The organism is Intrasporangium mesophilum, assembly GCF_054783095.1.
Genome location: NZ_BAAGRF010000029.1, coordinates 157,748 through 178,417, shown reverse-complemented (window position 1 = coordinate 178,417; position 20,670 = coordinate 157,748). Strand labels below are relative to the sequence as shown.

Here is a 20,670-nt window from a genome sequence, read left to right as displayed (position 1 = left end):
ATTCACCCCTGTTCGTAGCTGATGGTGTGACAGATCGCCGCCATGGAACCGTCCGCGAGGCCGGCCATCACCTCGGGCAGGTCCTCGAACCGTGACCGGCCGGTGAGAAGGGCGTCGAACGCCGGGTCGCGGAGCAGGTCGAGTGCCAGTGCCAGCCGGTCGGCGGGCGTCCGCCGGACACGCCGTGACGTGGCGACCATCCCGACCTGGCTGGCCCGGACGGCGAGGCGGGACGAGTGGAACGACCCACCCAGGCGGAGCTGCACGGGCGAGTCGCCGTACCAGCTGAGGTCGATCACATTGCCTTCCATACCCAGCAGGTCCAGGGAAAGCTGCAGGCCTGCCGACGACGCGCTCGTATGCACCACGAGGTCGTGATCCGGCACCCAGCCCGCCGCGTCGTCGGGGCGGGCGAAGTCGACCCCGAGCCGTTGCGCGACCTCGGCGCGGGATTCGTCGATGTCGACGAGGGTCACGTGCACCCCGGGATAGCGCGCGAGCAGCGTGGCGACGGAGCAGCCCACCATGCCGGCGCCGACAACGGCGACGCGGTCCCCTACGAGGGGTGCGGCGTCCCAGAGCGCATTCACCGCCGTCTCGACCGTGCCCGCGAGGACCGCGCGGGCCGCGGGGACGTCGTCAGGGACGACGACGACCGACTCCGACCCGACGACGTATGCCGTCTGGTGAGGGTAGAGGCTGAACACCGTGCGCCCCGTGAGGTGGCTCGGGCCCTGTTCGACGATGCCCACGTTGAGGTACCCGTACTTCACCGGAGCGGGAAACTCGCCCTCCTGGTGCGGAGCTCGCATCGCGGCATACTGGCTCGGCGGTACCCGACCAGCGAAGACGAGCGACTCGGTGCCTCGGCTGATCCCGGTGTACAGGGTGCGGACGAGCACCTCACCCGGCGCCGGGTCCGGCAGGTCGGCCAGGCGGATCTCACCCCGGCCCGGCTCGGTGAGCCAGAACGCACGCGCACCCCTCGTCACGGGCCTAGCGTAGAGCCCGGGTGAACTCCGGCACCGGGCTCGTCGTCCTTGGTGCAAATCCCGAAGTGGCGGAGGCAGGATGCGTGCGGTAGTCCCCGGCGGGGCGGTGATCGGCTTCATCGGCGCCGCAGGCCTCCTCGGCACGCTCCACGCAACCGTGGGTCTCGGCACGGCGGGTTGGACTGTAGGGCTCGCCTCCAGCGTCGCACTGTGTCTGCTGCTGGCAGCCGGCCTCATCCACCGGTCCCAGCCTCGGCTGGGCCCGGCAGACCGCATCACGCTGACCCGCGCCGTGCTGGCGTGCGCAGTGGCTGCCCTCACCGCCGACGCGTTCGATGCGCCGCCTCCTGTCGGGACTCTCGTCGGGCTCGCCGCGCTGGCACTCGTCCTCGATGCGGTGGACGGCCGAGTTGCCCGGCGCACCGGGACCGTCAGCCCACTCGGCGCGCGTTTCGACATGGAGTCGGACGCGTTCCTCATCCTCGTGCTGAGTGTGTTCGTGTCCCAGCAGCTCGGCTGGTGGGTCCTGCTGGGCGGCGCGGCCAGGTACGCCCTGCTCGTCGCAGCGTGGCTGGCTCCGTGGCTGGCCCGGCCGATCCCCCCGAGGCGCTGGCGCAAGGCCGTGGCAGGCGTCCAGGGTGTCGTACTCACGGTCGCTGCTGCCGGGGTACTGGCTCCGACCGGCAACGCTCTGGTGCTCCTGACCGGTCTCGGCCTCCTCGCTGCCTCTTTCGGCACGCAGGTCGCCACCCTGTGGCGGACCCGGTCGCACCATGCGGTCGACGATGTCCAGGTCGGGGCGCCGGACGTCGCGCACGACGTCGCGCACGACATCGCACCGGGCGCCGCCCTGGCCGCTGCCCAGGTGAAGGCCTCATGACGGACGTGACGCCTGCGGAAGCACCAGAGCCTGGCGCGGCCGAGCTGGCCTCCCCAGCAGCCGGGCCGGCGCGCGCCAGGACCGTTGTGCGCTGGGTCGCGACGGTCCTTGCCGGTCTGCTCGTCTGGTTCGCGCTCGTTGCGCCTGAGGGCGGCAGACCGCTGACTCCGTTGGCCTTCCTTCGGGTTCCCGTCGAGGGGATCGTGCTGATCGGACTCGTGCTCGTCCTGCCGCGAGCACCACGACGCTGGCTCGAAGTGGTCGTGGGTGTCGTCCTCGGGCTGCTCGTCCTGGTGCGGATCCTCGACCTGGCCTTCCTGGCAGCGCTCTACCGTCGCTTCAACCCCGTGACCGACTGGCGGTATGCCGGCTCCGCGAAAGACCTCCTCGGCGACTCGGCCGGCGCTGGTGTCGCGGTGCTCGCGACCGCGGGGATCGGCCTGCTTGTCCTCGCTCTGCTCGTCCTCACGCCGCTGGCGATGGTGCGCCTCGGGACCGTCGTCGACCGCCATCGCGCCGGCGCTGTTCGCGTGGCGGCGGCCCTCGCGGCCGTCTGGGTCGCGGCTGCGGTCCTGAGCCTCCACCTGGTTCCGAGCTCGCCGCTGGCGTCCTCGAGCGCGGCGGCACTGGTCGCCGACGAGGTCGGCACGGTGCGGGCCAACCTGCACGACCGCGAGGTCTTTGCCCGGGCCATTCCAGTCGACCGGTTCCACGACGCCGCAGGCCCGGACCTGCTGACGGCCCTGCGCGGCAAGGATGTCGTGTTCGTGTTCGTCGAGAGCTACGGCAAGGTGGCGGTCGACAGGTCGCCCGACGTGGCTGCCGCGCTCGACGCCGGGAACAGCGCGCTGAGAGGCGCGGGATACGGGTCGGCGAGCGCCTGGCTGACCTCGCCGACCTTCGGCGGCATCAGCTGGCTCGCGCACTCCACGTTCCAGTCCGGTCTGTGGGTCAACAGCCAGCAGCGCTACGACCAGCTCCTCGACGCCCAGCGGTTCACCCTGAGCAGGGCCTTCGCCCGCGGCGGCTGGCGGACCGTCGACGTCATCCCTGCCAACCGCAGCGACTGGCCGGAGGGCAAGGCCTTCTACGGCTACGACCAGGTCTACGACTCGCGCACCCTCGGATATGCCGGGGAGGGCTGGGGCTACGCCCCGATGCCCGACCAGTTCACCCTCGCGGCGTTCGACCGCCTCGAGCTGACCCCTCGGGACCGGCCGCCCGTCATGGCCGAGATCGACCTCGTGTCGAGCCACATCCCCTGGGCACCGCTGCCCCGGCTGGTCGACTGGAACGCCATCGGCGACGGCTCGATCTTCTGGCAGCAGGCCGGCAAGGCCACACCACGTGAGGTGGTCTGGCAGACCCCCGCCGGCGTGCGGACGGCATACGGGCAGAGCATCGCCTACTCGCTCCGCAGCGTCGTGTCGTTCCTCGAGAGGACGCGTGACCGCAACCTCGTTGCTGTCGTCCTCGGCGACCATCAGCCCGTGAGCATCGTCTCGGGTGACGGAGCGAGCCACGACGTGCCGGTCTCGATCATCTCTCGCGACCCCTCTGTGCTCGACCGGATCTCCTCCTGGGGCTGGGCGTCGGGGGTGCGGCCCGGGCCGGACGCTCCGGTCTGGCCGATGGACCGGTTCCGGGACCGGTTCCTCACAGCCTTCGGCTCCACCTCGGCCAACGCCATGGCGGCACCCGCCTCGAGCACACAACCGACACCGGTCACTGAACCGTCGAGCCCCGCGGCTCGTCTTCCTCGGCAGGTAGTCCAACGCCGTGACGTCACACGTCGTCGCGGTGCGACCCGGACGATGGGAACATCATGAGAAGCCTCCGATATCTCGGTGCAGCAGCACTGCTCGTGTCCGCAGCGGTGCACCTGTACCTGTGGTTCAACGGTGTGCGCAACCAGTCGGTGGGGCCGATGTTCCTCATCAACGTCGTGGCGGGCGTCGTGATCGCCGTCCTGCTCGTGCGGTGGACGCACTGGATCCCGGCGTTCCTCACCCTCGGGTTCGGCGTGGCGACCCTGGGCGCCTTCACCATCGCGGCGACCGTCGGGCTGCTCGGTGTGCACACGACGTGGCAGGGGTGGGACGTGTTCACCGCCGCGGCGGCGGAGGTCGTCTGCATCGTCGTCGGTGGTGTCCTGCTCGTCGGCGAGCTCGGCGGCGCCAGGGCGCCGGCGCAGGGGGCGCAGACGCGCGGACGCCACGCGGCCTGACCCGCTCGGCCGGGCTGTTGCAGTCCGAGGACCCCAGGGCCGCACGAGGCGCCACGTAGGCTGTCCGAGTGCGGTCGCTGAGTGTCAACCGGGTGCTCCCGGAGCCTGTCGACCTCGGGACGTTCGACGACCTCGTCGACCTCGTCTCGGGGGGCGGGGTCCTCGTCCTGTCCGGTGCGGGGCTCTCCACCGAGTCAGGGATCCCCGACTACCGCGGACCCGACGGCACGCGACGCGTCCAGCCGATGACTTTCGGGGAGTTCAAGGGGTCGAGCGAGGCGCGTCGTCGGTACTGGGCGCGCAGCTACATCGGGTGGCAGCGCTTCAAGGCGGCGGAGCCCAACGACGGTCATCGCGTCGTGACCGACCTTCAGCGGGCCGGCTACGTCGGTCCCGTCATCACCCAGAACGTCGACGGTCTGCACCAGGCCGCGGGTGCCCGGGACGTCGTCGAGCTGCACGGGTCGCTCGAGCGTGCGGTCTGTCTCATCTGCGGGGAGATCACGACCCGGCTGGGTCTGCACGAGCGGATGACCGAGGCCAACCCCGGCTTCATGGCACGCTTCTCCGAGGCCGCGGCACGCGTCGGGTCCCAATGGGGCGAGCAGGTGCGCCCCGACGGCGACATCGTGCTCGCCGACGAGCTGGTCGACTCCTTCCACACACCCCGATGCCTGGTCTGCGGCAACGACACCGTCAAGCCGGACGTCGTCTTCTTCGGAGAGTCCGTGCCAAAGGCGTTGGTGGACAGGTGTTTTCGACTTGTCGACGACGCAGGTGCCGTGTTGGTGCTCGGTTCTTCGTTGTCGGTCATGAGCGGCTACCGCTTCGTCCGGCATGCCCATCAACGCGGCATACCGGTGGCGATCGTCACGCGGTCGGCCACCCGTGGCGACGCCCAGGCCACCACGAGAGTCCACGAGAGGCTCGGCCCCACGCTGCGCCGCCTCTGGAGTGCCCTTGAGCACTGACCCGCGGTGGTATGCCGCCCTGCCGGAGTCGGGCCCCGGCCCGTCCGAGCGCTGGACGTCCGCCGACTTCGCGGCCGAGCTGCAGGCGTGGGTGGGAGGCGCGCTGGGATCTCTCGGGCACGAGCTCGTCGGCCTCGAGCCGGTGCACCAGCGACCCTGGTCTACGGTGTGGCGCGCCCGGGCCGACGACGGCGGACTGTTCTGGGCCAAGCAGAACTGCGCACACCAGAGCTTCGAGGCGCACCTGCTCGTCGTGCTCGACCGCCTGGCCGGGGATCGGGTGGTCCCGGTGGCCGCGGCGGACATCGAGCGTGGCCTACACCTCGTGCCCGACCAAGGGCCGGTCTATGCCGAAATGGTGCCAGAGGACGACATCGACGCATGGTGCACGGTCGCCGTCGAGGCGATGCACCTGCAGCGCGAGCTCTTGGGGCGCGAGGCTGAGCTCGCCGCTGCCGGGCTCACGAGAATCCGCACGGCGGATGCTGCCGACTACGTGACCGCCCGGGCCGCGTCGCTCGCGGGCCTGCCAGCCGGTGACCCTCGACGGATGCCTGCGGACGAGGCCGCCACGGTGTGCGCACTCGATCCTGTGATCCGTGGCTGGGCGGCCCAGGTCGAGGCGCTCGACCTACCGGACACGTTGGTGCACAACGACCTTCACGAGCACAACGTCTTTGCGACAGACGGGCAGCTGCGCTTCTTCGACTTCGGAGACGCCGTGATCGCGAACCCGCTCTGGTCACTGCTCATCCCCCTGCGGGTGATGTCGAGCCGGCTGGAGGCCGGGGTGGATGACCCACGGTTGCGCCGGGTGGCGGACGCCGCAACGGAGGTGTGGGGTGACCTTCGGCCCGTCGGTGAGCTCCGGGCGGCCCTGCCGGCGGCCTTGCAGCTGGCGCGACTGGGTCGGGTCGAGGCGTGGCTTCGGGTCGTGGCGACGATGACGCCGTCCGAGCTGGCCGACTTCGGTGACTCGCCCAGCTGGTGGCTGGCATCGCTGCAGGAGGAACCGCCGCTGAGCTGACCGGTGACGGCTCAGACGCGGCGCAGGACGGCGGTGACCTTGCCGAGGATCGTCGCGTCGTCGCCGTCGATCGGCTCGAAAGCCTGGTTGTGGGGGAGCAGCCAGACGTGGCCGTCCTTGCGCTTGAACGTCTTGACCGTGGCCTCGTTGTCGAGCAGGGCCGCGACGATGTCGCCGTTGTCGGCTGTCTGCTGTCGTGACACCACGACCCAGTCGCCGTCGCAGATCGCGGCGTCGATCATCGAGTCTCCGACGACCTTGAGCAGGAAGAGCTCGCCCTCGCCGACAATCTGCTTCGGCAGCGGGAAGACGTCGTCGACGAGCTCCTCAGCAGTGATCGGCACTCCCGCGGCGATCCGACCCAGGACCGGGACGTATGCCGCCTGGGGACGCGAGTCGCCGCTGTCGGTCTCGAGGTCGTGGCGCTGCACGCTGAGGTCGATGTCGCCACGGCGCTGCGACGGGCGGGCGTCGGGCGAGACGACCTCGATCGCGCGCGGACGGTTGGGGTCGCGACGGACGTAGCCCTTCGTCACGAGGGCGTTGAGCTGGTGCGAGACGCTGGACGGGCTGGCCAGGCCGACCGCGTCACCGATCTCACGCATGCTCGGCGGGTATCCACGCCGGTCCACGGAGTTGCGGATGACCTCGAGCACACGCCGCTGGCGCACGGTCAGCCCGTCGCCCTTGTCGCGGTCGGGAAACTCGGTCACGCCCATGATGTCCCCTTCGTCGTGCTCGTCAGACCCCGATGTCCGGCTTGCGGTGAGCGCCGCTCGAGCGCTCGTGAGGGCCAGTGTCAGTGGTGACTGGTGTGGTTGGTGGTGTGAGAACAGCGTACGAGGTTCGAACACAGTTGCCAAACACCTGTTCGATGCGTGTCTCGACTTCGTCGAACAGACGTGCTACAACTCGTACAGACGTTCTATCGAACACCTGTTCGTTCGGCAGCAAGGGGAGGTCATCATGAGCGCCATCGTCGTCGAGGCAGCGCACCGGCAGCAGGCTCAGGGGGCCCTGTGCGACCCGCTCCCGTCCCCGCGCGGGCGTGGCCATCTCGTGCTCGTGCCCACCGGTCCGGATGCGCTCGGTCCGGCATCTAGGGCGCACTCACGTCTTCGTCTGACCCGGCGCGGGCGGCTCGTCATCGCGCTCCTCGTCGCCGCCGTTGTTGCCGTGCTCGGGGTGGCAGCGGCCGTCCAGCGCGCCGGCGCCGTCAGCGAGCCGCGGGTCATCACCGTGCAGCCGGGCCAGACCCTGTGGGGCATCGCCTCGCGGGAGCTGCCGGACCTGCCGGTCACCAGCGGCATCGTCGAGCTTCAGCTCGCCAACAGCCTGTCGACCTCGCAGATCCACATCGGTCAGCGGCTCGTCATCCCGACGCCCTGACGCCGCGCCGCCGGGCCCTCTTCTGGTGACAGGCCCGGCTCCATGGCAGCCGCGTTGGCTCCACCTTCAGCGGCTGGCGGTAGCGGCGCTTCGACCCCGCCGCTCTCGCCCGGACGCCGCACCCCAGATCGGGGTGCGGCGTTCTGCCATGCCTGGGCGGTGTTGAGTGAGCGCCGCGCCCCGCCTGTCACACGATGGGCCGGGCTGTTTGACGCGCGGGACGGAGCGCTCGCTCGACCCGGAACTGAGCAAGACGGCATTCCTCGCCGGCGATGGTGCGTCGCCCTGTGGACGGCCTCTTACGCCGTGCGCATCCCTGTGGATGACGCGATGCGACCGATCCCCTTGCCTCCATAGCCTGTTCGCTCCGACGAAGGGAGTGCAGGTATGCGGTATGCGGTGGACACCGACGCGCTGCAAGACAGCGCCGCTGCCCTTGACCTGGCGCTGCAGCGACTCGAACGGCTCGGCATCGTGCCAGTGATGGGCTCGGTCGCGACGGGTCTGCCCGGAGGCCGCGTGGCCGGCGCCGCGGCACGGCTCGCCTCGGTCTGGGAGTCGCGGGTGTCCGACACGAGGTGGATGCTGCGAAGCCTGGGCGGCGAGCTCGTCGCGGCCGCCGAGTCGTACGACGCGGTCGAGCGGGCTGTGGGGCGTGCCGTGGCCGACCGCGTGGTGGCCGACCGAGGGGCTGTGGCCGACCGAGGACGGGTTGGTGGCCCATGACGATCAGTGTGGGTGCCATCAGGTCCAGCCGGCCCGAGCTGCTCTCGGCCACGAGCCGCCGGCTGGAGGAGCAGCGCGAGCAGGTGCGCCAGATCGTCCAGACGGTCCTGCTCGGCGGCCAACAGGAACGCCGGTGGTCCGGCCTTGCGTCGGCCGCCGCGACCAACCGGTCGGCCCTGGTCGTCGGCAGGCTGGCCGGGCTCGCAGCCAGCATCGGGGCAAGCGGTCAGGCACTGAGCCACGCGGCTCTACGGCTCGCGGCGGCGGCCGAGCTGGTCCACCAGGCCGACCGCCGAGCAGCCGCGGCGGGCGCATGGGTCGACCACGAGGGGCAGATCTTCCTCCCCGTGCGTGGCACGTCGGGCGATCCCGTGCTCGACGCCCACGTGGCGCGCGAGGACGAGCTGATGCGCGCGGAGGTCACGGCCGCCCTATCCGAGGCGGTGCGCGTCGCGGCGCTGACCGACCTCCAGCTGGCGCAGGGCCTGCTGGCAGCAGCGCTGGAGAGCCCAGCGAGCACGCCCTGGATGCGACAGACACCAGGGACGCAGAGCGGCCCCCCTGGCGCGTCCGTGATGTCGGGCACCGGTGTGCTTACGGTGGTGCCACCCCCGCCGCTGGGGCGTGACGCCAGGAGCGTCTACGCATCCTCGGCCTGGTGGCGGTCGCTGACGGACGAGGAGTGTGGTCGCGTCATCGCCGATCATCCCGAGTGGGTGGGTCCGCGAGACGGGATCCCGGCCTCGGATCGCCACGCCGCCAATCTGGTCCTGCTCGCTCGGGCGGAGCGAGATGCCCAGGATGGGGCGCGCCGAGCAGACGAGGGCGCCCCTCTGTGGAACGGGAGCGAGCGGACGCGGGCCCACGACCGGCTCGAGGATCTTCGGGCCATCAGAGAGGTGCTCAGCCGGCGCGACGGCGTGCAGCGACGGCTGCTCCTCGTCGATGCGACCGACACCAACGTCAAGGCCGTGGTCGCGCTGGGTGACCCGGACCGGGCCCGCCACGTCGTCACCTACGTCGGTGGGCTGTCCACGACGGCCCGAGGGGACCTTCGCCGGTACGACGACGACCTCAAGCGGCTGCGGGCGCAGGCGCTGACGGTCGCACGCGGGGACGACGTCGCGGCCGTGACCTGGATGGGGTACAACGCGCCCCAGGTCGGCGAGATCGTCACCTCGATCGACCGTAACGTACTGAACGCCAAGCTCGCCCGCGACAATGCCGACGCGCTGGCCGACTTTGTCACCGGACTCGACGCGGCGCGGGACCGACCCGCCCACCAGGTCGTCTGGGCGCACTCGTACGGTGCGGTGCTCGCCGGTTTCGCGGTGCTGCGCACGAGCGCGATCGACGACGTGGCGGTCTTCGGTGCCCCTGGGCTGCCCTTCTCCAGCGTGGCAGAGACTGGCCTGAAGCCGGGCGCTCTCAACGTCCTGCACGCGATCGGCGACGATGTCGCTGACTACGGCTGGATCGTCCACGGCACCAAGGCCGCTGACGTTCTTGGGGCGACTCGGCTCTCGACGTTCGCCCTCGAGAAGCCCGGCTCGGGGTGCAACCACTGGCTGCGGCCACGGTCCGACTTCGTCGACCTGCGGCGGACCGCGGTCGGCCATTCGGACTACATGCGCGACGGCACCGACAGCGCCCGCAACCTCGTGGCCGTCCTTGCCGGTCGGCATGACCTGCTCTCCCCTGAGAGCAGCGACGAGCGAGCGTGCACCACGATCGGGCCCGGCTCGGGGCCGTTCGACCCGATGCGGTGGCCGGTGCTGGTCCCCGAACGTTGAGAGGCCCCCTTTGGGGTCATTGCCCTCCCGTTCGCGGGCTGCGAGGTCTACCGTCTGGGGCAGCGCCTCAACGTGGCGGACAGGAGGAGAGACGGATGAGTCTCAAGGAATCGCTCTGCGCGGTCGAGCTCTTCTGTGAGCTGCCCGACGACCTGGTCGACGAGATGATCGCGCGCGGCTCGACCGTCGAGGTCGGTCCCGGGGTCGAGATGGTCACCCAGGGAGACAACAGCACGGGGATGTACCTCATCATCGGCGGCAGCGCCGCGGTCAGCGTCGACGGCCATCAGGTGGGGCAGCTCGCGCGGGGGGACTACTTCGGCGAGATGTCGCTCATCGACGGCGCGACGCGGTCGGCCACGGTCACGAGCGGTCCCGAGGGTGCCACCGCCTTCCGGCTCTCGGCAGTCGCCTTCTCCGACCTGATCGAGGAGCACCCGCACACGGCCCTGCTTCTGCTCAAGGGCCTCGCGGGCCGGGTCCGCGCGCTCGAGGCGAACCGGCTCTGATCCGTCGGGAGCGCCCGGGCGGCTGTTGAGCCCGGGCGGTCTGTCATGCCCGCGGACGTCCGGCCCGGAAACGCAGATGGGGGAGTCAGGCCGCACTATGACCCCCACATCTGGGGTTCGCGTCTCGCGACACGCCGGGACGAATGGGACTGGTGTGGCGTTTGTGCAGGTCAGCGGGGTGGCACGCCGCAGACGCCGGAGATGCTTGCGAGGCGGGCGACGACAGGCCTACAGTTACCCCTACATCTAGTAGTTACATCGATGTAAGACATCCACATGTAGTCCCCAGCCCAACCGGGGTTACACACAGGTCATCCCCACGTCGTCCCCAGCGTCATCCCCAGGAGGCCGGTCCACGGTCTCGGCCGGTCCACGAACCCGGCCGAGACGGTGCGGCCCATGGGGGCCGCGGGACGGCATACGGGCGGCTTGGGCGATGTTGGACGACTGCACTGTGGGACGACCGGTAGGGAAGGGGGTGACGGCACGTGCACTGTCCGTTCTGCCGCCACACCGACTCGCGGGTCATCGACTCGCGCACCACTGACGACGGGACCTGCATCCGCCGTCGTCGGCAGTGCCCCGAGTGCAACCGCCGCTTCACGACGCTCGAGACCTCGAGCCTCAACGTCATCAAGCGGTCCGGTGCCTCGGAGCCGTTCAGCCGAGCCAAGGTGCTCTCGGGCGTGCGCAAGGCCTGTCAGGGCCGCCCCGTCACCGAGGACGACCTGGCCCTGCTCGCCCAGCGGGTCGAGGAGACCATCCGGTCGCAAGGAAACGCCGAGATCGAGGCGCACGAGGTCGGCATGGCCGTCCTCGAGCCGCTCCGCGAGCTCGACGAGGTCGCTTTCCTGAGGTTCGCCAGCGTCTACCAGGCGTGGGAGAGCCTCGAGGACTTCGAAGGAGCCATCGCGCTCCTTCGAGCCGAACGTGACGCGCTCGGGCAGGAGCCAGGTGCTCGGCCCGAGATCGGCGCGAAGCGGTAACCACCCCTCCACGAAGTCGCCGTCGCAAGGAACCTGGGCGAGCCCGGGCTGGCCGTGCGGCAGTGGGGACTGTCAGACCCCGGCGAGAGACTGGCAGAGAGCACAGAGACGAAGACGAACAGGTACGCGGCTCCGCGACGGGGCCACCACGGTCAGGGAGGCCGTACGACATGACGGAGATCGGTAACCGCACCTCTCGCTCGAAGGCTGGCGCCAAGGGCGTCAAGATCGAGCGCATCTACACCACGCCCGGCGTGCACCCGTACGACGAGGTGACGTGGGAGAAGCGCGACGTCGTCCAGACGAACTGGAAGACGGGCGAGACGATCTTCGAGCAGCACGGGGTCGAGTTCCCCGACTTCTGGTCGATCAACGCCAGCACGATCGTCACGACGAAGTACTTCCGCGGCGCGGTCGGCACGGACGCCCGCGAGTCGTCGTTGCGCCAGCTCGTCGACCGCGTCGTGCTGACCTACGTGGCGGCAGGCAAGCAGCACGGCTACTTCGCGACCCCGGCCGATGCGGAGGTCTTCGAGCACGAGCTGACCTGGGCCCTGGTGCACCAGGTGTTCTCGTTCAACTCGCCGGTGTGGTTCAACGTCGGCACCAAGTCACCGCAGCAGGTCTCGGCCTGCTTCATCCTCTCGGTCGACGACTCGATGGACTCCATCCTCAACTGGTACAAAGAGGAGGGAAAGATCTTCCAGGGCGGTTCCGGCGCGGGCCTCAACCTCTCGCGCATCCGGTCCTCCAAGGAGCTGCTCTCCTCCGGTGGAACGGCCTCCGGCCCGGTGTCCTTCATGCGGGGCGCCGACGCGTCAGCCGGCACGATCAAGTCCGGCGGAGCCACCCGCCGCGCCGCCAAGATGGTCGTCCTCGACGTCGACCACCCCGACATCGAGGAGTTCGTCGAGACCAAGGCGCGTGAGGAGGACAAGATCCGCGCGCTGCGCGACGCCGGCTTCGACATGGACCTCGGCGGCAAGGACATCGTGTCCGTGCAGTACCAGAACGCCAACAACTCGGTCCGGGTCACCGACGAGTTCATGCGTGCCGTCGAGGACGGCGCCGAGTTCGGCCTGCGCTCCCGACTCACCGGTGAGGTCATCGAGAAGGTCGACGCCCGTACGCTCTTCGAGAAGATCGCCAAGGCCGCGTGGGAGTGCGCCGACCCGGGCCTGCAGTACGACGACACCATCAACGCCTGGCACACCAACCCCGAGACCGGTCGCATCACCGCGTCCAACCCCTGCTCGGAGTACATGTCGCTGGACAACAGCTCGTGCAACCTCGCCTCGCTCAACCTGCTGAAGTTCCTGCGCGATGACGAGACGTTCGACGCTGTGACGTTCCAGAAGGTCGTCGAGCTCGTCATCACGGCGATGGACATCTCGATCTGCTTCGCGGACTTCCCGACCGAGCCGATCGGGGAGACCACGCGCAACTACCGCCAGCTCGGCATCGGCTACGCCAACCTCGGCGCGCTGCTCATGGCCACCGGTCACGGGTACGACTCGGAGGGTGGCCGGTCGCTCGCCGCGGCCATCACCTCGCTGCTCACCGGCGTGGCCTACAAGCGCTCCGCGGAGCTGGCCGCGGTCGTCGGGCCGTATGCCGGGTACGCGCGCAATGCCGATGCCCACAAGCGGGTCATGCGCAAGCACCAGGCGGCCAACGACAGCATCAGGACGCTGGACGCGATGGACCTGTCCGTCCACAAGCTCGCGACGAAGGCGTGGGACGACGTCGTCAAGCTCGGTGAGAAGAACGGGTACCGCAACGCCCAGGCTTCGGTGCTGGCGCCCACCGGGACCATCGGCTTCATGATGGACTGCGACACCACCGGTATCGAGCCGGACTTCTCCCTGGTGAAGTTCAAGAAGCTCGTGGGCGGCGGCTCGATGCAGATCGTCAACCTCACGATCCCGCGGGCGCTGAAGAAGCTCGGATACCAGCAGGAGCAGATCGAGGCGATCGTCGAGTACATCGCCGACAAGGGGCACGTCATCGACGCCCCTGGGCTCAAGCCCGAGCACTACGAGGTCTTCGACACCGCCATGGGCGCGCGCGCCATCTCCCCGATGGGCCACGTGCGGATGATGGCTGCGACGCAGCCGTTCCTCTCCGGCGCCATCAGCAAGACGGTCAACCTCCCCGAGTCGGCGACGGTCGAGGAGATCGAGGATGTCTACCTGCAGGGCTGGAAGCTCGGCCTGAAGGCGCTCGCGGTCTACCGCGACAACTGCAAGGTCGGCCAGCCGCTGTCCGATGCGGGGTCCACGGCCAAGGAGGCCAAGGCGTCGGGCGACGCGGCCGCCGAGGTGAAGGTCGAGAAGGTCATCGAGTACCGCCCCGTCCGTCGGCGGCTGCCCAAGCGGCGCACCTCGCAGACGACGTCGTTCGCCGTCGGCGGTGCCGAGGGCTACCTCACGGCCGGCACGTACGACGACGGGCAGCTCGGCGAGATCTTCCTGAAGTTCGGCAAGCAGGGCTCGACCCTTGCCGGCGTGATGGACGCGTTCTCGATCGCAGTCTCCGTCGGTCTGCAGTACGGCGTGCCGCTCGAGACGTTCGTCGAGAAGTTCACGAACCTGCGGTTCGAGCCGGCCGGCATGACCGACGACCCGGACGTGCGGATGGCGCAGTCGCTCATGGACTACGTCTTCCGGCGGCTTGCTCTGGACTACCTCGACTTCGACACCCGGTCGTTCATGGGCATCCACACCGCGGCCGAGCGGGCGCGCCAGGTCGAGACCGGCTCGTACGAGGCGATCGAGTCCGACGACTCCGACGACGGCGAAGAGCTGGCGGAGGAGCTTGCCTCCCTGCAGCAGTCGACGCCGGTGACGAAGAAGCCTGAGCCGAAGGCGGACCCGAAGCCCGAGGCCAAGGCGGAGCAGGCCGGACAGGTCGAGATCAAGTTCGGCGCGGGTGCCGCGTCGGCTCGCGAGGTGTCCGGCGAGGTCCACTCGTCGGCGGAGCTCTTGGAGAAGTTCTCCGGCCAGTCCGCCGACGCACCGATCTGCCTGACCTGCGGGACGAAGATGCGCCCGGCCGGATCGTGCTACGTCTGCGAGGGCTGCGGAAGCACGAGCGGCTGCAGCTGAGAGTCGTTGGACGAAAGGTCATCACGGTCGGCCGGCTGACCTAGCGACGACTGGGGCGGCACCTAGGAAAGGTGCCGCCCCAGTGTGCGTTCCGGGAATGCGCGCGGCGTCGTCCTGGTTGCGCGATACATACCCTGTGGGGGTATGTTGGAAGCGACTCAGGAGAGGACGCCATGTCACCGACCACCGAGCCCGGACACACTGAGACCTTTGCCGGCGACCAGCACGATCCCAGCATCGATGTCGAGCAGCACCACCACGGCGGCCACGAGGCCCACGCCGGTCACGAGGCCCACGCCGGTCACGAGGCCCACGCCGGTCACGAGGCCCACGCCGGTCACGAGGCCCACGCCGGTCACGAGGCCCACGCCGGTCACGAGGCCCACGCCGGTCACGAGGCCCACGCCGGCCATGGCGGCCATGGCGACCACGTCGGTCAGTTCCGTCGGCTCTTCTGGCTGATGCTGGTGCTGGCGGTGCCGACGGTGGCCCTGTCCAGCACCTTCGCGATGCTTCTTGGCTACGACCTGCCGCACGGTGGCTGGGTCGAGTGGGTGTCGCCGATCCTGGGCACCGTCATGTACGTGTGGGGCGGCCGGCCGTTCCTCACGGGAGCCGTGTCGGAGATCCGGTCCCGTCAACCGGGGATGATGCTGCTCATCGCGCTCGCGATCACCGTCGCGTTCGTCGCGTCGTGGGGCGCCAGCCTGGGCCTCCTGCACCACCAGCTCGACTTCTGGTGGGAGCTGGCCCTGCTCATCGTCATCATGCTGCTCGGTCACTGGATCGAGATGCGGTCGCTCGCCCAGACGACGTCCGCACTCGACTCCCTCGCCGCGCTCCTGCCCGACGAGGCGGAACGGATCGAGGCCGGCGCGGTGGTCACGGTTGCGCAGTCCGAGCTGCGCCGTGGGGATGTCGTCCTCGTCCGTCCAGGTGGAAGTGTCCCCGCGGACGGGCGGGTCGTCGACGGTCGTGCAGCGATGGACGAGTCGATGATCACAGGGGAGTCCCGCACCGTCACCCGGACCGTCGGCGACCCGGTGACTGCGGGCACGGTGGCGACCGACTCGGGCCTTCGGGTCGAGGTGACCGCCACCGGTGACGACACCGCCCTCGCGGGGATCCAGCGCCTGGTCGCCGAGGCGCAGGCCTCGACCTCTCGCGCGCAGCGGATCGCCGACGTGGCAGCGGGCTGGCTGTTCTGGTTCGCTCTCGGCTCGGGCCTGCTGACGGCGATCGTCTGGACCGTCATCGGACAGCCCGACGAGGCAGTCGTGCGGACCATCACGGTCCTGGTCATCGCGTGCCCTCACGCCCTGGGCCTTGCCATCCCGCTCGTGGTGTCGATCGCCACGGAGCGCGCCGCGCGCGGAGGGGTCCTCGTCAAGGACCGGCTCGCCCTGGAGCAGATGCGTGTGGTCGACGCGGTGCTCTTCGACAAGACCGGCACCCTGACCAAGGGCGAGCCGACTGTCGCTCACATCGCCACCGCCGACGGCGTCGGGACAGACGTCCTGCTCGCCGTAGCGGCAGCTGCGGAGGCCGACAGCGAGCACCCGCTCGCCCGGGCCGTCGTTCGCGCCGCGGCGGGCCGCGAGCTCACGGTGCCGACGGCATACGACTTCAGCTCCTCGCCCGCGGTTGGCGTCACGGCGACGGTCGACGGTGCCGAAGTGCACGTCGGAGGCCCTCGCCTGCTCGAGCAGCTCGGCCTCGACGAGGTTCCCGAGGCCGAGCAGTGGCAGCGCGAGGGCGCGACGATCCTGCACGTCGTGCGCGACGGCCACGTCCTCGGGGGCCTGGCTCTCGCCGACGAGGTCCGACCCGAGTCTCGCGAGGCGGTCGCGGCCCTGCGGCGACTGGGCATCCAGGTCGTGATGATCACCGGCGACGCGGAAGCCGTGGCCGCCTCGGTGGCCGGCGAGCTGGGGATCGAACGATACTTCGCGGGAGTTCGACCGGAGGACAAGGCCGCCCGTGTCCGCCAGCTGCAGCAGGAGGGGCTCACGGTCGCCATGGTCGGCGACGGCGTCAACGATGCGCCGGCGTTGGCGCAGGCGGACGTCGGACTGGCCATCGGGGCCGGCACGGATGTGGCCATCGCCTCGGCGGGCGTCATCCTCGTCAGCGACGACCCGCGTTCGGTGCTGTCGGTCATCCAGCTGTCGCGTGCGAGCTATCGCAAGATGAAGCAGAACCTGTGGTGGGCTGCGGGGTACAACCTCATCTCGGTGCCCCTTGCTGCAGGCGTGCTCGCACCGGTCGGGTTCGTCATGCCGATGTCGGTCGGCGCCATCCTCATGTCGCTGTCAACCGTCGTCGTCGCGCTCAACGCACAGCTGCTCCGCCGCCTCGACCTCGACCCGGCCACGAGCGCCCGAGCAGTCCTCGGCGGATGACCAGTTGCGCAACGCACACTCCAGCGCGGCGGCTCACTCATCGGGCTGGGCGGTCACCCTCTCGGCTCGCCGTCGTCGCAGCTGCCAGATGACCAGCGCGACCACGGCCAGCCCGAGCACGATGATGGCGGCGTCCTTGCCGAGGGCCTGCTCGACGGCGGTGTAGGACGCACCGGCGATATACCCGGCAAGGACGACGGCGGTGCCCCAGAGCACGCCGCCCGCGACGTTGAACGTCAGGAAGGTCCGGTACCTCATGTCGGACGTGCCCGCGAGGGCGGGCATGACCGCCCTGAAGAACGCGATCCAGCGGCCGAGCAACACGGCCCAGCCACCCCTGCGGGTGAGGAACGCTCGAGCATCGTCGATGCGGCTCCCATGGCGTGAAAGCACGCGCAGACCCAGGATCCTCGGTCCCAGATGTCGGCCGACCTCGAAGCCGACCGAGTCTCCGACGACCGCAGCGACGATCACGACCGCCAGGACGGCCGGCAGCGCGACGTGGCCGCGGTTCGCGGCAACTCCGCCCAGGATGGCCACGGTCTCCCCGGGCAGGACGAAACCGACGAAGAGCGCGTCCTCGGCGAAGACGATCGCCCCGGCGACAGCCAGCACCCACGGTGCGGGAGCGTTGAGGATCTTGTCCAGGAGGTCGCCGAGCATGGTGTTCAGACGCTGGGACGGGGGTGTTCAGGGCGAGGTGCGCACCACGCGTCGATCTGCGGGACGCGCCGCAGCCTCGCGGTGAGCAGCGTGAGGGGCACGCGCAGTGCGTACCAGCCGAGCCCCGCCACGAGAGCACCGAAGAGGAGGCCGGCCACGACGTCCTGCGGGTAGTGCGCGCCGACGTAGACGCGTGCGGCGGCCATGAGGACGGCTGCCACGGCTGCGATCACGCCGAGGCGTCGCGCCGCGATGAGCAGACCGACCGCGCACGCACCGGCCATGACGGAGTGGTCGGAGGGGAATGACCAGTCGGTGCTGCGGGCGACGAGCACGAGGGCGTCCGGGTGGACCATGAAGGGGCGTCGCTCGGCCACGAGGGAGACGATGGGCTGGTTCAGCGCCACGGCGAGGAGAGTCGCGACGCCGGCCCAGGCAGCCGCGGCGAGCCGGGCGTGGGGGGCATGCCTGGCACGCCACACGGCGAGCAGGATCAGAGCCCCGAAGAGGACCACGCCGTACGTGGCGAAGGCGGTCACGACGCCCTGCAGCCACGGCGTCGCGCGGGCGAAGTCGTTGATCGAGGCGAAGAGGTTCTCGTTCAGGTCCATGGGGCTTGTCACCATTGTCCTTCGTCGTGGCGCAGCGGCGCCGGGCTGGAGGCTGCCTCACGGGTGGTGGGCGATGAGTCGAAGGTCGAGGTGTCGGCGGAGACCGGTCCGGCCGCGGAGCTCATCGTCGACCGGGTCGCCCGTGATGTGGATACGCGGCGGCGGTGGCGCAGCCACTCGATGGCCACCGGGACGACGGACAGCACGACGAGTCCGACCACGACCAGGTCGATGCGGCTCTGAAGTCCAGGAAACACGCGGCCGAGGTAGTAGCCGAGCAGCGTGAGAGCCGTGACCCAGACCGCCGCCCCGACGGCCGACCACGTCAGGAAGTGGCGCCGGCTCATCCGGCTGGCTCCGGCGACGACGGTGATGAAGGTGCGCACGATGGGCACGAAGCGGCCGAGCACCAGGGCCTTGCTGCCGTGGCGTTCGAAGAACGCATGCGACCGGTTCAGGTGCTCGGCGTTGACGAAGCGGCCGTCGCGGCGGTAGAGCGCGGGGCCGGCGGCGCGGCCGATCTCGTACCCCGCCGCGTTGCCGGCGATCGCTGCCACGAACAGCACCGGCAGCACCACGCCGAGCGGCAGGTGCAGCTGACCGTTGGAGACGAACAGCCCGATCGCGAACAGCAGCGAGTCCCCGGGCAGGAACGGGAACAGCAAGCCGCACTCGATGAAGACGAACGCGACGCTGACCCACAGGAAGGCGGTGCCGAACCGGGTGAGGAGCGTCGCCGGGTCCAGCCAGCTCGCAGCATTGGCATGCATGGGGCGGGTCTCCTTCGGGGTGGTGCGACGTGGGCCATGAGGTCGGCCAGGTCGCGGAGCACGGGATTGGGTCAGGCCCGCCCTTCACGTGCATGATGGTCGTGACGAGTTCTGACTACTATCATCTTTGTAGTAGTTATGGCCACGGAAGGCAAGTTCATGGCAGTCGGTGACCGTGCGTCGCGTGCTCGCGGCGCACTGGAGCGAGACGTTCTCGCGGCCGTAGCCGCCTCGGCGACGCCGGTCTCGACGGGCGACGTGCACGCCGAGCTGGGCCCTGACCTCGCCTACACGACGGTGATGACGACCCTCGTGCGGCTGCACGACAAGGGCGTCCTGCGCCGCTACAAACGCGGCCGTGCCTTCGTCTACGAGCTGGCGACCCCGGTCGAGGACGTCGACGCCTCCATGGCCGCCCATCGCATGCACCGTCTCCTCGAGGGCGAGTCTGACCGCGCCGGGGTGCTCGCCCGCTTCGTCGCGGACCTGTCCACCGAGGACGGGGCACTGCTGGCCAGCCTGCTGACCGGTGGCGCGAACGACGCCGACGCAACCGCGTCAGGTTCCGGTATCCGCCCGACCCCGCCGCCGCCCGGCGATCCGCGGCAGGTCTGAGGGAGGGCGCGCGGTGACGACGTCGCTGCTCTGGCTGACACCGCTGCTTGCCGGGGTCCTGCTGGCTCACGTGTCGAAGCGTGTCGCGACCCTGTTGCCACCCGCCGTCGCGGTGCCCATCCTGACGACCGCGGCGCTGCTCACCGCCATCGCGACCGGATTCGCCCTCGCGGTCGCGGCCTTCGTCGCGGCCGCTGCCGTCCCAGCCGTGTCACGGGCCGCCATGTGGTCGCCCGACGTGGGCGTGGGCGCACCACCCCTGTGGCTCGGCGTCGCGGCGGCGGTCCTGGTCGGGTGGCTCGCGGTCGCCGCGCTGCGGCGCTTCGTGGTCGCCGGCCGGTCCATGGCCGACGCCGGACTGGCTTGCCACCGTCTGCCGGGGGCTGACCGCCTGGTCGTGCTGGACGACGAGCGGCCCGACGCCTTCGCCGTCCAGGGTCTGCCAGGCCTGCCGGGTCGCGCCGTGGTGTCGACGGGGATGCTGCGGGCTCTCACCCCTGCGCAGCGACGCGTGCTGCTCGCTCATGAGGACGCCCACGTGAGGGGCCATCACCAGCTGTACATCCAGGCCAGCGAGCTGGCAGCAGCCGCTAACCCGCTCCTTCGCCCAGCCGTGGCAACCGTGAGGGACACGGTCGAGCGATGGGCCGACGAGTCCGCAGCTCGCGAGGTGGGCGACCGCACGCTGGTCGCGCAGGCGCTGGCGCACGCCGCCGCTGCGAAGTCCACGAAGCCGCTGCGGCCGGGCAGCCGATGGACCGCGGTGCTCGAGATGAGCGGCGGACCCGTCGTCGCTCGGGCGCGGGCGATGCTGGCGCCGCCGCCGCGCTCGCGATGGCTGCTTGCGGCCGCACTCGCATGCCTGGCCCTGTCGCCTGCCCTCAGTGCGCTCGGGATCGGGCTCGCCGCGGAGGACCATTTCGAGCAGGCCCATGCCGAGTGTGTCGCTCTTGCCGTGTCGCCCTGCGGATCCCGGCCGTAGACGGCGCCCTGCAGCCACGA

At 70.2% G+C, this 20,670-nt stretch carries 20 protein-coding genes; 14 read left to right on the top strand and 6 right to left on the bottom strand.

Going from position 1 to position 20,670, the window contains the following annotated elements; translation table 11 throughout:
* Window positions 1-2: 2 nt before the first annotated feature.
* Entirely contained in the window at window positions 3-992 is a 990-nt protein-coding gene (locus ACYVLP_RS20705; protein WP_460629208.1) for a zinc-dependent alcohol dehydrogenase, read from the bottom strand.
* Between the two features lie 79 nt (window positions 993-1,071).
* Here ACYVLP_RS20705 and ACYVLP_RS20700 point away from each other — a divergent pair, with 79 nt between their 5' ends.
* The 5 genes from ACYVLP_RS20700 (at window position 1,072) to ACYVLP_RS20680 (ending at window position 6,097) form a co-directional block, all read left to right on the top strand.
* The gene (locus tag ACYVLP_RS20700; RefSeq protein WP_460629207.1) at window positions 1,072-1,872 is read left to right on the top strand and encodes a CDP-alcohol phosphatidyltransferase family protein; all 801 of its coding nucleotides are present in this window, start codon (window positions 1,072-1,074) and stop codon (window positions 1,870-1,872) included.
* The gene (locus ACYVLP_RS20695) at window positions 1,869-3,701 is read left to right on the top strand and encodes an alkaline phosphatase family protein (RefSeq protein ID WP_460629206.1); all 1,833 of its coding nucleotides are present in this window, start codon (window positions 1,869-1,871) and stop codon (window positions 3,699-3,701) included. Before ACYVLP_RS20700 ends, ACYVLP_RS20695 begins: the two co-directional genes overlap by 4 nt.
* Window positions 3,698-4,099, top strand: a complete 402-nt coding sequence (locus tag ACYVLP_RS20690) for a hypothetical protein (RefSeq protein WP_460629205.1) — start codon at window positions 3,698-3,700, stop codon at window positions 4,097-4,099. Before ACYVLP_RS20695 ends, ACYVLP_RS20690 begins: the two co-directional genes overlap by 4 nt.
* Window positions 4,100-4,167: 68 nt before the next feature.
* Window positions 4,168-5,070 (top strand): Sir2 family NAD-dependent protein deacetylase, encoded by a 903-nt coding sequence (locus tag ACYVLP_RS20685; protein ID WP_460629204.1) that lies wholly within the window; start codon window positions 4,168-4,170, stop codon window positions 5,068-5,070.
* Window positions 5,060-6,097, top strand: a complete 1,038-nt coding sequence (locus tag ACYVLP_RS20680) for a phosphotransferase (protein ID WP_460629203.1) — start codon at window positions 5,060-5,062, stop codon at window positions 6,095-6,097. Before ACYVLP_RS20685 ends, ACYVLP_RS20680 begins: the two co-directional genes overlap by 11 nt.
* 11 nt (window positions 6,098-6,108) lie before the next feature.
* On the opposite strand, the gene lexA is transcribed toward ACYVLP_RS20680, so the two are convergent.
* Window positions 6,109-6,816: a transcriptional repressor LexA gene (gene lexA, locus ACYVLP_RS20675; RefSeq protein WP_460629202.1), complete on the bottom strand. Its 708-nt coding sequence runs from the start codon at window positions 6,814-6,816 to the stop codon at window positions 6,109-6,111.
* Between the two features lie 247 nt (window positions 6,817-7,063).
* On the opposite strand from lexA, the gene ACYVLP_RS20670 reads away from it, so the two are divergent.
* The 6 genes from ACYVLP_RS20670 to ACYVLP_RS20645 all read left to right on the top strand — a co-directional run bounded on the left by ACYVLP_RS20670 (window position 7,064) and on the right by ACYVLP_RS20645 (window position 14,607).
* Window positions 7,064-7,486, top strand: coding sequence for a LysM peptidoglycan-binding domain-containing protein (locus ACYVLP_RS20670; protein WP_460629201.1), 423 nt, complete (start codon window positions 7,064-7,066; stop codon window positions 7,484-7,486).
* Window positions 7,487-7,873: 387 nt separating this feature from the next.
* Window positions 7,874-8,212, top strand: coding sequence for a hypothetical protein (locus ACYVLP_RS20665; protein WP_460629200.1), 339 nt, complete (start codon window positions 7,874-7,876; stop codon window positions 8,210-8,212).
* Window positions 8,209-10,005 carry an alpha/beta hydrolase gene (locus ACYVLP_RS20660; RefSeq protein ID WP_460629199.1) on the top strand — a complete coding sequence of 599 codons (1,797 nt, stop codon included), beginning with the start codon at window positions 8,209-8,211 and terminating at the stop codon, window positions 10,003-10,005. Before ACYVLP_RS20665 ends, ACYVLP_RS20660 begins: the two co-directional genes overlap by 4 nt.
* A gap of 95 nt (window positions 10,006-10,100) precedes the next feature.
* A complete protein-coding gene (locus ACYVLP_RS20655; RefSeq protein WP_460629198.1) occupies window positions 10,101-10,514 on the top strand; it encodes a cyclic nucleotide-binding domain-containing protein in 414 nt (137 codons plus the stop codon).
* A 488-nt stretch (window positions 10,515-11,002) separates the two neighbouring features.
* Entirely contained in the window at window positions 11,003-11,500 is a 498-nt protein-coding gene (nrdR, locus tag ACYVLP_RS20650; RefSeq protein WP_460629197.1) for a transcriptional regulator NrdR, read from the top strand.
* Between the two features lie 170 nt (window positions 11,501-11,670).
* Complete coding sequence (locus ACYVLP_RS20645; protein ID WP_460629196.1) at window positions 11,671-14,607, top strand: vitamin B12-dependent ribonucleotide reductase; 2,937 nt, start codon at window positions 11,671-11,673, stop codon at window positions 14,605-14,607.
* 176 nt (window positions 14,608-14,783) lie between these two features.
* On the opposite strand, the gene ACYVLP_RS20640 is transcribed toward ACYVLP_RS20645, so the two are convergent.
* Window positions 14,784-15,029: a hypothetical protein gene (locus ACYVLP_RS20640; protein ID WP_460629195.1), complete on the bottom strand. Its 246-nt coding sequence runs from the start codon at window positions 15,027-15,029 to the stop codon at window positions 14,784-14,786.
* A gap of 39 nt (window positions 15,030-15,068) precedes the next feature.
* Between ACYVLP_RS20640 and ACYVLP_RS20635 the strand changes: the two genes are divergently transcribed.
* Entirely contained in the window at window positions 15,069-17,009 is a 1,941-nt protein-coding gene (locus tag ACYVLP_RS20635; protein ID WP_460629194.1) for a heavy metal translocating P-type ATPase, read from the top strand.
* A gap of 33 nt (window positions 17,010-17,042) precedes the next feature.
* On the opposite strand, the gene ACYVLP_RS20630 is transcribed toward ACYVLP_RS20635, so the two are convergent.
* From ACYVLP_RS20630 to ACYVLP_RS20620, 3 genes are read right to left on the bottom strand one after another with little or no spacing between them, the layout of a single operon-like run.
* On the bottom strand, window positions 17,043-17,672 hold the full coding sequence (locus tag ACYVLP_RS20630; RefSeq protein ID WP_460629193.1) for a DedA family protein: 630 nt from the start codon (window positions 17,670-17,672) through the stop codon (window positions 17,043-17,045).
* A gap of 5 nt (window positions 17,673-17,677) precedes the next feature.
* Entirely contained in the window at window positions 17,678-18,283 is a 606-nt protein-coding gene (locus tag ACYVLP_RS20625) for a phosphatase PAP2 family protein (protein WP_460629192.1), read from the bottom strand.
* Between the two features lie 8 nt (window positions 18,284-18,291).
* The gene (locus ACYVLP_RS20620; protein ID WP_460629191.1) at window positions 18,292-19,053 is read right to left on the bottom strand and encodes a DedA family protein; all 762 of its coding nucleotides are present in this window, start codon (window positions 19,051-19,053) and stop codon (window positions 18,292-18,294) included.
* Window positions 19,054-19,191: 138 nt separating this feature from the next.
* Here ACYVLP_RS20620 and ACYVLP_RS20615 point away from each other — a divergent pair, with 138 nt between their 5' ends.
* Window positions 19,192-19,668, top strand: a complete 477-nt coding sequence (locus ACYVLP_RS20615) for a BlaI/MecI/CopY family transcriptional regulator (protein ID WP_460629190.1) — start codon at window positions 19,192-19,194, stop codon at window positions 19,666-19,668.
* 13 nt (window positions 19,669-19,681) lie between these two features.
* A complete protein-coding gene (locus tag ACYVLP_RS20610; RefSeq protein ID WP_460629189.1) occupies window positions 19,682-20,650 on the top strand; it encodes a M56 family metallopeptidase in 969 nt (322 codons plus the stop codon).
* The last annotated feature ends 20 nt before the right edge of the window (window positions 20,651-20,670 follow it).